Genomic DNA, 12,909 nt, shown 5'->3' with positions numbered 1-12,909 from the left:
TGCATTGCATTCGCTCGATAGCGGGAGAATGATGGGCTCGCTCGTCCAACATGGGCTGATGAGCTCGTCGGCAGCGATCTGCGTCGCAGGTTAAAAGCGGATGAAGAGAGGCGACTTCGGCAGGGCTGTGAGCTATGCTGGCGGGCCTCTCATTCCCGCCGAAACCCCCTCGCTCTACAGAGGCCTGCCCATGACACTATCTCGATCTCGTTCCCAGCTGATTCAACGATCTGCGGCCCTTGCCCTTGCTGCGGTTGTTCAAATGAGCTGCCCCGCATTTTCAAAAGCTCACGAGGGGCACGATCACCCTCACGAAGGCGCGCACGCGGACCACCATTCCGCCGCGTCGGTAATGACAACGCGGAAAGATGCCCTCGTGCTACCTCCGATGGCCTCCGATGACGATGAAGTGTTCCATTTTGTCATCTACGGCGATCGCACCGGCGGTGTTCCCGAAGGTTTGCGAGTGCTCGAGCAAGCCGTGGTCGATACCAATCTTCTCGACCCGGATCTCGTGATGACGGTTGGAGACCTCGTCCAAGGATACAACACGGCGGAAGATTGGATGCCTCAGATGCAGGAGTTCAAGGGCATCATGAACGATTTAAACGCCAAATGGTTCCCTGTCGCTGGCAACCACGACGTGTACTGGAGAGGGCAAGGTCCCGCACCTCAGGGGCAGAACGAAGAGCTTTATGAACAGAACTTTGGTCCACTCTGGTACAGCTTTCGTCACAAAAACGCTGGCTTTATCGTGCTGTTCTCTGACGAGGGAAACCCGGAAACAAACCAAAAGGCATTCAATTCCGGCGATCTTCAAAATATGAGCGATGAGCAACTCGCGTTCTTGGACAAGGCACTGAAGGAATTGCAGGACGCGGAGCATGTATTCGTATTCCTTCATCACCCACGCTGGATCGGTGGCGGATACGAGGGTAGCAACTGGCCCACCGTTCACAACAAGTTAGCAGCTGCGGGGAATGTATCTGCAGTCTTCGCCGGTCACATTCATCACATGCGTTACGACGGCAAACAGGACGGGATCGAGTACTTTGCGCTTGCGACGACGGGCGGCCACCTCTCCGCAGACATTCCCGATGCAGGATACCTGCACCACCTTAATATGGTTACCGTCCGCAACGATCGCATCTCGGTCTCCGCGATTCCGGTCGGTGCCGTCTTCGATCCCAAGAAATTCACCTCCGAGTTCCTCGCAGAAGTGAGTGCTGCACGTACCATCCGACCACAGCAGACATCGCCCGAGCTGATCGTGAACGCAGACGGGACTTGCACGGGTGAAGTTGTCATGAAGATCAAGAATCCTGGGCAGCACGATGTCGATATTACTTTGGTGGAAGACACGATTTCCACGCGTCAAGGCTGGCATTCAACGCTCGATCACCAACACTTCCAGATCGCCAAGGGCGAGGAAAAAGAAATTACATTTGCGGTTAGCCGCGGTGCTGGCGGTTTCGCTTCGGTAGCCATCCCGTCAATCAAGATGGAGATTGACCTGTTGTCGTCCGACGCGCGAGTGCGACTTCCCGACGTTACCGCACCGCTGCAAATTGCGCCTGGTCAAGTTCCCGCAGACTATTTTTCGGGCAATACCGATCGCTGCCTATTGGTCGCCAACGAGAGCTCCGCGATTCGCATTAACTCCGATGACCTACACCTTCCCGATGGTCCAATGACACTCGAGGCTTGGGTCCGACCAACTGATGTAGCGGGCTACACCGGTGTGTTGGCAAAAACCCAAGGTTCAGAATTCGCGATCTTCAGCGATGAAGGTGTGCCCCAGTTCACAATTCACCTCAATGGCGGCTATGTGTCTGCGAAAGCGACACACCCGATGGTAGTGGATCAATGGAGCCACATCGCTGGCTGCTTTGACGGCGGATCAGTGAAACTGTTTGTCGACGGCAAGCTCGTCGATAGTGAAACCGTTAACAAGAAAAACGGTCAAGGTACCGCTAAGAAAGTAAAGCAAAAAAGGAACGAACTGCCATTTTACATTGGCGCCGACCCCGATCCGAGCGGACGCCCGACACGAGCAGTCCGCGCAATGATCGACGAAGTACGAATCTCGAAATCAGCAGTTTATGCGGACGATTTCACCCCCGTCACTCGGCATACTCCTGAACCAGATACGGTGTTGCTGATGCACCTCGACCGAGCGACCGGCCCGTTCGTGCTCGATCACAGCAATTCGGCGTCTTACGGACTGATGGGTAGCACCAGCAAACTGGTTGAGAGCCCGCCTAAGGCCCAACCTGCTCAGAAATAGTCCCGCGCGGCGGTACCCCGCGTCTCGATCCAGGCGATGGGATTGACCATCCCACCGCCTCCAAGGGAGACGGTGATGGGCACCGCAGCGCACCATGATCGTTGCCTCGTCCCGACGCTCCAGACTCAGGGGTCTTGCGAAAGCGGGTGAGAGGCAATCGTGAAAATAAAATTCGACTTGACGCGGAGCACGCGGGCGACTAATTCTGGATTTCAGGTATTTTGATTCGCATCGGTTTCTCGGGTGTTTTCCAACCGGCCCGCGAATCGCCCTTCAGCCTTGAAGGAATAAACGTGATGTCTGAACACGCTCAACCCAAGCGATCGACACTCGATCGCTTTCTTAGCGGACTGTCGGAGTACATCTTCCAAACGAAACTCGGCGTTGCCGACGTACAGTTGGTCGAGTACATCAGCGAACTGTTGCTCCGGTTCACACGTGTCGACGCGATCCAGCGCGTCCGCCGCGATGATGGACGACCAGCAACCGAAATATTCCAGCTCATGTGCGAAGCGGAGCGACGAATTGGCACAGCCCGTCGCGATGTCCATCGCCACATTGGCGACGTAACTCTGTTTCGATCCGGCATGTATCCCGAAAGCGTGCGCGGCCACGCCAGGGGGTCCGCCGATCAATTACTCGACTACTTCCATCAGGGCAAGCGATCCTACAAAATAGCGTCGACGATCGAGGCTGACCAAGATCGTCCTCCCTGCGAACTGCTCGATCGTCTGAGTGATCAATTCGAATTATGTGCCTACGGACTGCGTGAGATCCGCCGTGCGTGGGAGGAATCCGATCCGTCGGATGAATTGATCATCAGCTGAGTAGTCGAGTCTCTCCGAGACTCATGAGTACTCAAGTCTCTCCGAGACTCATGAGTAGCCGAGTCTCTCCGAGACTCGTGAGTATTCAAGTCTCTCCGAGACACGAACGACCACCTCGGACGAGACCATATTTACAATACAGGCTCTCGCAGAGAGCCTGTTACTATTAAACAAGAATTTCGACGTATGCTGATTGATTCACACCATCATTTGTGGGCTTACGATCCCGCGGAATACCCCTGGATCAATCACGAGATGGCGGTGTTGAAGCAGGACTTCTTAGCTGCGGAATTGCGCGAAATTGCTGGCGAACACGGTGTGGATGGTTTCATCAGCGTCCAGGCACGCCAGAGCGTTGCTGAAACCCAGGCATTGCTCGACATTGCTGCGGCCGAGCCGCTTGTTGCCGGAGTCGTTGGCTGGGCACCGTTCGCCGCACCCGATGTCGCCGCGTTGATTGACCAGTTCGCCGAGAACGGCAAACTCAAGGGCTTCCGGCACGTGGTTCAAGACGAACCTGACGATCGTTTCCTGGATAGAGCGGACTTCAATGCCGGCATCCGGGCCCTGGCGGACCGTCACCTGGTGTTTGATCTACTGGTCTTTCCCAAACAACTGGCCGCCGCAATTGACTTCGCTGATCGGCACCCCGACATCCCCATGGTGCTCGACCATATTGCCAAGCCGGCGATCGCTGCAGAAGCGTTCGATGGAATTTGGCGAGAACAGTTTTGTGAGTTGGCCAAACGCAAGAACGTCGCTTGCAAGTTTTCAGGAGTCGCCACCGAAGTCAGAGAGGCGTCATGGTCGATCGACACCATTCGACCATATTGGGACGTCGCAGTCTCTGCGTTTGGCACCGACCGGCTCATGTATGGCAGCGACTGGCCAGTGTGCTTACTAGCAACCCAGTACGGCCGGTGGCTCGATACCGTGCATCAGCTCGCTGCCGAATTCGCCGAAGCCGAGCGAGCTCAGTTCTATTCAGGCAACGCGACACGGATTTACCGGCTTGATCGCAAGTGAGTTCGCGGACATGATTGCGTAACGCGGGTGGATACGATGGCTTCAGCGCCACCAGAAAAACATTCGCTGATATCACGCGATCTCGGAGCGACAAAGTGTTGCCGTGATGGAGTGTTTCCATCCGTCCGTGCGGCCAACGCGACCGCCTGCGCATGAAAAAACCACTTACTGAGACCAAGGTAACCATCCCAGTAAGTGGCTTTAGCTCGCGCTAAGCTCATTCAATAAGCAAGGCTCAAAAAGTGAGTGTGATCGCGAGTGGGGTGGCCGACCCAAGCGTCAGCCCGCCGACTTTCGTCAAGGGTTTCCACCCCGTTGGCTAGTACAGCAATAATCCACTTGATCACCTCCTTTGTAAACATGGTTGGACGCGTTCTCGCCCAGGTGCCAACCAGAGCGGACGAGTTCACGTACGGAAGTTTTGTCGCGACGCGTATCACGACCCAGTGACGGTATTATCGTCACCGATTGAGACGATTGCAAGACAGATCAGGTTCGCGGGGACGCGAAAATTTCTACGGATATTTTGATGGCGAGATCGAGCGCTCAGCCCGACGGAGCAGTCCGGCGCCACTGCGTGGTTATTCATCACCGCTACTGAGCACCGACATGAAGGCCTTCTGACTGATCTCGACATTGCCGATCGCCTTCATCCGCTTCTTGCCTTCTTTCTGCTTTTGCAGCAACTTTCGCTTGCGGGATACATCACCGCCATAGCATTTCGCGGTCACATTCTTCCGCATCGCGGGGACGGTTTCCCGGGCGATCACGCGGCTACCGACTGCTGCTTGCACCGCTACCTCGAACATATGTCGCTCGATCTCTGCCTTCAGTTTTTTTGCGACGGCGCGACCGCGCCGATCGGCATCAGCGCGGTGGCAAACGACTGAGAGTGCATCGACCCGGTTGCCATTGACCAGGATATCCAAGCGACACAGGTCGGCGGGTTCATAGCCGACCATTTCGTAGTCGAGCGTTCCATAGCCACGCGTACAGCTTTTGATCTTGTCATGCAGATCATAGATGACTTCTGCCAAGGGAATATTATAGGTCAACAGGGCTCGACCGGCACCGAGGTATTCTTGGTTGCGTTGGATTCCCCGTCGCTCTTGGCATAGTTTGATGACAGCCCCGATGTAGTCTTCGGGGACGATCACGTTGCACTTGACAATCGGTTGGCGAAACTCCTCGATCGCACCAGGATCCGGTACATCTTGTGGTTTATGAATCATCAACGTCTCACCCTTCTTCGTGACGATTTCGTAGGTCACGTTGGGCGCGGTCTGGACGAGGTCGATGTCAGATTCGTGCTCGAGTCGCTGCTGGATGATCTCCATATGCAGCAGTCCAAGAAAGCCACAGCGAAAACCAAACCCGAGTGCGTCGCTGGTCTCCGGTTCAAATTCGAAACTTGGGTCGTTGACCGCCAAACGTTCGAGAGCGTCACGCAGGTCCGAGAACTCTTGGCCGTCGCTGGGGAACAACCCGCAATACACCATTCGGCGAGGTCGATCGTAGCCCGGCAACGCCTCTGCTGGATGTTTCCCAGGCACCGTGACGGTATCGCCGATATGAACATCACCCAGGCTCTTAATATTGCAGATCAAATACCCAACTTGGCCTGCGGCGAGTTCATCACGAGCGACACGCCCGGGCGCGAACTGGCCGAGTTCAACGACTTCATGTTCGGTCTCCGCACGCAGGAAACGGATCTTTTGTCCGGTTCGAACCGTCCCTTGCATGACCCGAATGTAGGTGATCGCGCCACGAAAGTCGTCATAGTTGGAATCAAAAACCATTGCCTGCAATGTGCCATTGGGATCACCCGACGGCGGCGGGACTCGATCAATGATTGCGTCGAGCAAGCCCGTGACTCCCTCGCCCGTCTTCGCGCTCACCCGAACGCATTCCTCTGGATCGGTGCCGAGCGAATTCATCATCTCATCGGCGACTTCGTCGGGGCGTGCATGAACGAGATCGATCTTGTTGATCACTGGTACGATCAACAAGTCATGCTCCATCGCCGCAAAGGCGTTCGCCATCGTCTGCGCCTCGACGCCTTGGAATGCGTCGACCAGAAGCAACGCCCCTTCGCAGCACGCCAGCGATCGGGAGACCTCATATTGAAAGTCCACGTGGCCAGGGGTGTCGATCAAATTCAATTGATAGGTGATTCCGTCGCGACGAAAAGGCATCGCGACCGCGCGCGCCTTGATCGTGATCCCCCGCTGACGCTCCAGCGCAAGATCGTCAAGCAACTGCGACTTCATTTCACGCGTGCTGACAGTACCGGTCTCTTCGAGCAGTCGATCAGCGAGTGTGCTCTTGCCGTGATCAATGTGAGCAATGATGCAAAAGTTGCGGATGTACTTCGTTTCGACGTGGGGTAGCGATGGCATGCAGTGAGGGAGGTGAAAAGGAGTGGGAGAGGAGGGAGAGAGAAGAGAGAGGAAGCTAGGGGGTAGCAGCTTCCTTCTTTGCGTACCCGGCAGCTCCGAGGTAACCGGCATCGCTGCCGAGGGTGGCGAAGCGGATCGTGGTGCCAGCGTAGACGTTGGGGAAGGTTCGCTCGCGAAATTCGCTGCGAATGCCATCGAGAAAACGTTTCCCAACGGGGCACTCGGCACCGCCAAAATCCATCGCGCCGCCGAGGACAACGTTGCCAGGATCGACAGTATGGACAAGGGTAGTGATCGCGATTCCGAGCCAGCGTGCGGTCTCGTCGACAATCGACAACGCGAGTTGATCCCCAGCCACCGCGGCATCGTGCACCTGCTTGCTCGTCAATCCTTCTCCCTCCGCGTCGAGACAACGATGCAGTTGACTGTCAGGAGCCGTCTGCAAACGCGATCGTGCGATCGTAGCGACCCCGGTCGCCGACGCGTAAGCTTCGAGCTGCCCGCGCCCGCCGCCCCAACCACAAAGTTGGGCGTCGGGAGCGGAGTCGACGAGTATGTGCCCACACTCACTTCCGAAACTATTGACGCCGTTGAGAAGTTCGTTTTCGACGATGATGCCCCCGCCGACCCCCGTCCCCAAGGTGAGCAAAATCATCGAACTCTGTTTCGCGCCACTGCCGAGCCAAAACTCGCCGTAAGCCGCTGCATTGGCATCGTTGAGGAATGACACCCCGCGTCCTGTGGCTTCGCTGAGCCGGCTCACAATCGGAAAGTCATTCCACGTGGGCAACTGCGGAGGAGCAACAAGCAGCCCGCGTGGCAGATCCATTGGCCCCGGTGCCCCCATTCCAATCCGCTTGACGAGACCTGTCGTACCGGTGCGTTGCTCGGTTTCAACCATCAACTTGGTCAAACGTTTCACCGCGGCCTGCGGGCCCGCCGCCTCCTCAGTGGGGATCTGCTCGAACGAAACCGTGTGACCCTCGTGATCGACGAGACCGCACTTCATACTGGTGCCGCCAATATCGATCCCCCAGTAGTACGGAGGGGTATGTTTTTGAGTGATGGGGGATGAAGGGGCAGGCACGGCAACAGTATGGTTGGTGGAAAATGGTAGCCAGACGGCTCCGCCCGTCTGAACTGATCAAGCAACTATCGATCCCGACGGCAGGAGCCACCAGTCGCAGTATGGAAAACGAGTAGTATAGAGCTGTCGCGGATTTCGGCGAGGTCGCAATCACAATCTCAGCCATTTCCGCTAGGATATCGCCACCACCCTCTCACTCTCGTACTTTCCCACTCTCCTATGCAGCGATTCTTGAATCTGGTCGGTCCGATGCTCGCGCTGATCATCGTGGTCTCTCTGTTTGCCGCTGCCGAGTGGATATCGGGAACCGACGGCAATTTCGCATCGATTTCGTCAGCGCGGTTGGTGGGCGTGCAGAGTGTCAAGATTGGGATCGCTGCCCTGGGCATGACGCTGATCATCATCAGTGGTGGAATCGATCTGTCCGCCGGTACGGCAGCGGCAATGTGTGGCTGCGTCGCGGCCGTGGTCCTCGATGGGGGGCACTCGATCTACCTGGCCATTTTTGCTGCTGTCATGGCAGGAGCGGCGTGCGGTTTATTCAATGGTTTGTTGATCGCTGGTCTGCGGCTAGTGCCATTCATCATCACGTTGGGGTCGATGACGATCTTCGTAGGTATTGGCAAGATGCTGTGCGATCGCGGTGGTACAATCACGCCACCTCGAGAGAGCATTCCAGACTGGTTGCGCGAGATGGTCACCCAATATCCTGAGCCGCGTTGGATCCCGTACCTCTACCCACTTCCCAATTTTGGTTGGGGCGTCTGGCTGATGCTGTGTTTGGCGGCCGTTGTTGCTGTCGGACTACATAAAACCGTATTCGGCAGGCATTTGTTCGCAATTGGGTCGAGCGAGGCGACAGCGAGATTATGTGGAGTGCGCGTTCAATCGACGAAAATTCTCGTCTATGTAATCGCGGGAGCGCTCTTTGGATTGGCAGGATGTGTGGATATCGCGAGATTGGAAAAGGGAGACGCGACGGCAGGTGCAGGCTTGGAGTTAAAAATAATCGCGGCTGTCGTTATTGGCGGTGGGTCATTGCTGGGAGGGCGCGGCAGCATTCTGGGGACGCTGTGCGGCGTGCTCATCATGGGCGTGATTGGATTGGGGTGCACCTCGTTAGAACTCGAGACGCAAGTTGAAAACATTCTGGTGGGCGTCATTATTATTGGTGCCGTCTACGTCGACCGACTGCGGAGCGCACGGTTTTCCAAAGGGGCCTCATGACACAACGACACCAACGATGGCTAGGAGCGGCATTTTGGACTTGTTTAGTCGCTGGCGCGACGATCTGGATGCTGACAGGAACTCGGAGAACGAGTGATTCACGGACGGCGACTACGGTACCTGCAAGTCCCGCGTCGCTCGTTTGGGAATCGCTGTGGTCGGCAACAGAGTCCGTTGAGCTACAAGATCCGTCCGGTGTGGTCCGTGTCGGTGATGTCGCGTTCGCACGCAGAGCAACGGGATGGCAGGAGGTGGGCTACGTCACCGCCGTTCGTCAAGTCGAAGACGCGGCCAATCGCGTGACCCTCACGACGTTTGATGCGACCCCTCTCCCATCAACGGCAACATTTCAGGTTCATCGCAATAGTGGTCGCTTAGGCGATGTCATGGCGACGTTGATGCCACCCGAAAAACGCGAGCGACTGCAACAAAAACTCACCGCCGCAATCGAAACTCACGCAGAAGCCGTCACCGCCGAAGTACTGCCGCTGGTCGTGGAGTCGATTCAAACGTCGGTGCCGTTAATCGAGAGAGCATTGGGCGAATCAGTCGATCGTCACAAGTTAGAGATTGATGCGTTGGTCGCTCGCTATCGAAAAGAACTCGTCAACGACAAGATCGTCCCGTTGGTGCGCGCCGAGGTGATGCCCATCGTACGAAAACATGCCACCGAGCCCGCGGAGACCATCGGGCGGGAGATCTGGGACAAGGCATCGTTATGGCGGTTTGGATGGCGTGCAGTCTATGACAAATCTCCACTACCCGAACGCGAATTGGTCGCTGCCGAATGGGAACGATTTGTCGACGATGAGATCACGCCGGTCGTTGAGGCGCATCTCGACGACATCGCGGAAGCGGTTGAAAACATTGTCAAGGATCTAGCCGCCAACGGAAAGCTCCGTGAGGAGCTATCGCAAGTCGTCAGTACGATCGCCCAAGATCCCGAAGCTCGCAAACTCTTTCGCACGATCCTCCGTGAAGCGATTGTCGACAACCAGCAATTACGCGAAGCTTGGAAGGAAGTGTGGTCATCACCAACATCCCGAGAGCGACTCCACCGGGCCGGGAAACGACTCGAACCCATTCTGCGTGATATCGGTGACGAAGTTATGGGCACACGTGAAAGCGGCATTGAGCCGGGGTTCGCTCGAATCTTGAGAAACCAGATCCTTAGCAAAGACCGAACATGGATCACGATCACGCCGCCGGCCGCAAATATCACACAAGGGGAGAATGAGAGCGGGAGACCGGACGACAGAGAGCGACGCAGTGGTGAGGCCATCGTTCTCCGCCCTGCCGAGAAGTTCATGCCCTACCCAGTCGTCTATCTCGCCAAGTAACCTGCGTCTGCGATAGTGCTCGCAGTCCCAACACGTGATCTGACTGGCATCCTTGCTAGCACAGGATGCCACCAATTCAGTACCCTCACTGCTCCACCGAGTTATGATTGCAGCCAGCACCTCGCATTGCACCAAAGCCCATTGTTTCGCGTCGCTCGATGCATTGGAGCCTGAGCCAAGACTCTCCAGCGGCCCGGCCGTATGCCGGACCGCACTCAGCCAAATTTCATAACCCAGCTCCACGCAGTCCGAATCCCCAACCGCGCTTGACGTCTTTCTCCGCAACTCCCTATCTCCCTGTTCCCCTGTTTCCCTGTCTCCTCCCACATGTCCCGTAGCCGCCTCGGACCGCTCGCCATCGAATCGCCACTGGGCGCAAATCCCACAAGTCGCGACGCTCGCGTATGGCGGGCGGTGCACGTGTCGCAGCGAAAAGCCGTTGCGGTACGCATTTTCCATGTGGCGTTCGGGGGTACTTTGGAATCTCGCACGGATTTTTCAGACGAGTGGGAGCATCTTAAAAAGCTGAGTCATCCGGCGATCTGCCAGTGCTATGGTGGCGGGTTTGATGCCAGTGACGCGTATCTGGTGCACGAGTTAATCGAAGGCCCGACGCTCGCCGAGGAGATCGCCCGGCGGGGACGTCTGTCGTGGGAAAGCGTACTTGAACTTGCCGAACCGATCGCCGAGGCAATCAGTTATCTGCACAAACAGGGGATCGTCCACGGCCGCATCGGCCCCGACAAAATCATGATTGCCGGATTGAGTCCGGTCCTCATCGATGTGCGTGCTGAGGATGGCAGCGCTCCGTTTCGCGATGGGCCGTACCATTTCCAGCGGCCGCCATCGCCCGATCAAATGCAGCGGAGGCCACCGGAATCACCAGGACTGCACGACGCTGTGACGGCGCGCAGTGACCTTTATATGTTCGGCGCAGTGTTGTACGAGGCGCTCACTGGATCGCCACCGATCAGCGGGTCAACGATCCAGGAAACCACTGCGAATCTGCAGTATCAACAGCCCACCAAGGTCGCCTCGTCGGTAATGGAGACGCCGGTTTGGATGGACAGTTTGGTGATGCAACTCCTCGCCAAGAATCCTACTGAGCGGCCCGTTTCGGCCGAGGCAGTCAAGCTCCAACTCGCCGAAGTCCGCCGGCGTTCAATGAGTCGCAGTGGCGTGGCCGAACACGCCTCCTCGGGCTTCAGCCCCCTGGCGGTAACCAATCAAGCCGACCGGGAGGAGGCTCGCACACTGCTGGGCCGCAACGCCGTCGCAAAGCGGCGGAATCGCTCCATGGACGCCACACCTTGGCATGACAAAGCCTGGGTACTGCTGCCAGTACTCGGACTTCTGCTCGCGATGTTGGTGTGGATTGCCTGGCCACCGAATCCCGACACGATGCGTCAGCGAGCTCAAGAATTACTCGACGAGGGTACCCGATCGTCCATGTCACAGGCCCGGATCAGCTATCTTGAGCCACTCGTGCGACAGTACCCCGATGGAGAGCACTTCGCGTGGGCATCCGAGCAAATTGATCGTGTGGAGATGCTCGAGGCCGAGCACGCGTTAACGGTCAAGCTGAATCGCAATTTACCGCTCAAGAATGAAGCCGAGCGGTTATGCGCTGAGGCGATGCGATTCGAAACTTTTGGCGACAACGCAACGGCCATCGATAAATACCGCAGCTTGATCACGTTGCTGGGTGAAGAATCCGCTGGTAATGAAACGAAGCAGTACGCAGAGTACCGGCCATTGGTGAATTTAGCGCGCACCAAAATTGCCCGTATCTCCGCGGCGGACACGGACCAAAGCGAGGCGGCCCGGATCATCTCTGCAAAACTTGACGAGGCCGATCAATTGTACTTGAAAGGCCGAACAATCGCGGCGAAGGAGATTTGGTATTCCATCGTGGAACTCTATGCAACCAACTCCGCGGTGTCTCCGCTGGTTCAGACAGCCCAACAACGCTTGGCCGAAACGTCCGCGAGCGGCACCGCCTCAGGTGATAAGTCCAGGTAACGCCCAACGGCACGAAGATTGCTCCCACGTTGTCAGCATAATGCGAGGTGGGCATTCAAATTTCGTTCAGAGTAGATCGATCGCCACCTGCGCATCGAGTGAGTGCACCCGCGCTCGCCGTCGACAGCCGCCCCCCAGACTGGAGATCGTCATGTTGAGGTTGAAGAAATATGGTTGGGTTGTGGTGAGTGCAAGCTGCCTGCTTGCGAGCATCGCAATCTCCCAGGACGGAGTTGAGTCAAGCAGTACAGTGAACGCCGCTCCTGCACCCGCTGAGACGACTGCCGAGCAGGTGCGGCTAGACCAACTGGCGATGCGGCAGATGATGACGTCGCAAGCGATGTTAACGAAGGCTAAAGAGCAGTTGATGAGCGATGATCAAATCGCTGAGCGGATCGCGCGCGAGATTCTCATGCAGGAGATGGTTAAGGACAAAGAATACCTGGCGATGGTGCGCGACGGCTTAAGTGCGGACTCCGAAGACGAACCGGCGATGAAGATGCTGGTTGACAAAATATCAGCTGCGAAATCCAAGATGCTGAAAGACGAGAACGCAGTAATGTCTATGACGCAAGAGATGATGGTCCGTCAACTTGCGGCAAATCGAATCGCCATGATGAGTGGTGGCCGCTTTGACAGCGACGACCTGAAAGAGCTGGACAAACGCTAAACCCAATTCTCCCGCGGAAAGAAA

General features: G+C 56.7%; 9 protein-coding genes. 7 read left to right on the top strand and 2 right to left on the bottom strand.

The window, feature by feature from the left end; translation table 11 throughout:
• Positions 1 to 190: 190 nt before the first annotated feature.
• The 3 genes from Poly21_RS12920 (at position 191) to Poly21_RS12910 (ending at position 4,140) form a co-directional block, all read left to right on the top strand.
• Positions 191 to 2,287 (top strand): LamG-like jellyroll fold domain-containing protein, encoded by a 2,097-nt coding sequence (locus tag Poly21_RS12920; RefSeq protein WP_146407426.1) that lies wholly within the window; start codon positions 191 to 193, stop codon positions 2,285 to 2,287.
• A gap of 293 nt (positions 2,288 to 2,580) precedes the next feature.
• Positions 2,581 to 3,114, top strand: coding sequence for a hypothetical protein (locus Poly21_RS12915; protein WP_146407425.1), 534 nt, complete (start codon positions 2,581 to 2,583; stop codon positions 3,112 to 3,114).
• A 186-nt stretch (positions 3,115 to 3,300) separates the two neighbouring features.
• Entirely contained in the window at positions 3,301 to 4,140 is an 840-nt protein-coding gene (locus Poly21_RS12910) for an amidohydrolase family protein (RefSeq protein ID WP_146407424.1), read from the top strand.
• Between the two features lie 581 nt (positions 4,141 to 4,721).
• Here the strand turns inward: Poly21_RS12910 and lepA are convergent.
• Positions 4,722 to 6,539 (bottom strand): translation elongation factor 4, encoded by a 1,818-nt coding sequence (gene lepA / locus Poly21_RS12905; RefSeq protein WP_146407423.1) that lies wholly within the window; start codon positions 6,537 to 6,539, stop codon positions 4,722 to 4,724.
• Between the two features lie 55 nt (positions 6,540 to 6,594).
• A complete protein-coding gene (locus tag Poly21_RS12900) occupies positions 6,595 to 7,626 on the bottom strand; it encodes an ROK family protein (protein WP_302118816.1) in 1,032 nt (343 codons plus the stop codon).
• 219 nt (positions 7,627 to 7,845) lie between these two features.
• On the opposite strand from Poly21_RS12900, the gene Poly21_RS12895 reads away from it, so the two are divergent.
• The 4 genes from Poly21_RS12895 (at position 7,846) to Poly21_RS12880 (ending at position 12,885) form a co-directional block, all read left to right on the top strand.
• Complete coding sequence (locus tag Poly21_RS12895) at positions 7,846 to 8,853, top strand: ABC transporter permease (protein WP_146407422.1); 1,008 nt, start codon at positions 7,846 to 7,848, stop codon at positions 8,851 to 8,853.
• A complete protein-coding gene (locus Poly21_RS12890) occupies positions 8,850 to 10,193 on the top strand; it encodes a hypothetical protein (protein WP_146407421.1) in 1,344 nt (447 codons plus the stop codon). The genes Poly21_RS12895 and Poly21_RS12890 overlap by 4 nt, the downstream gene beginning before the upstream one ends.
• Before the next feature lie 327 nt (positions 10,194 to 10,520).
• Positions 10,521 to 12,215: a serine/threonine-protein kinase gene (locus tag Poly21_RS12885; RefSeq protein ID WP_146407420.1), complete on the top strand. Its 1,695-nt coding sequence runs from the start codon at positions 10,521 to 10,523 to the stop codon at positions 12,213 to 12,215.
• 151 nt (positions 12,216 to 12,366) lie between these two features.
• Entirely contained in the window at positions 12,367 to 12,885 is a 519-nt protein-coding gene (locus Poly21_RS12880; RefSeq protein WP_146407419.1) for a hypothetical protein, read from the top strand.
• Positions 12,886 to 12,909: the final 24 nt, after the last annotated feature.

Source organism: Allorhodopirellula heiligendammensis (genome assembly GCF_007860105.1).
In the GTDB taxonomy this organism is placed as follows: domain Bacteria; phylum Planctomycetota; class Planctomycetia; order Pirellulales; family Pirellulaceae; genus Rhodopirellula; species Rhodopirellula heiligendammensis.
This window is presented reverse-complemented; position numbering and strand designations above follow the sequence as displayed.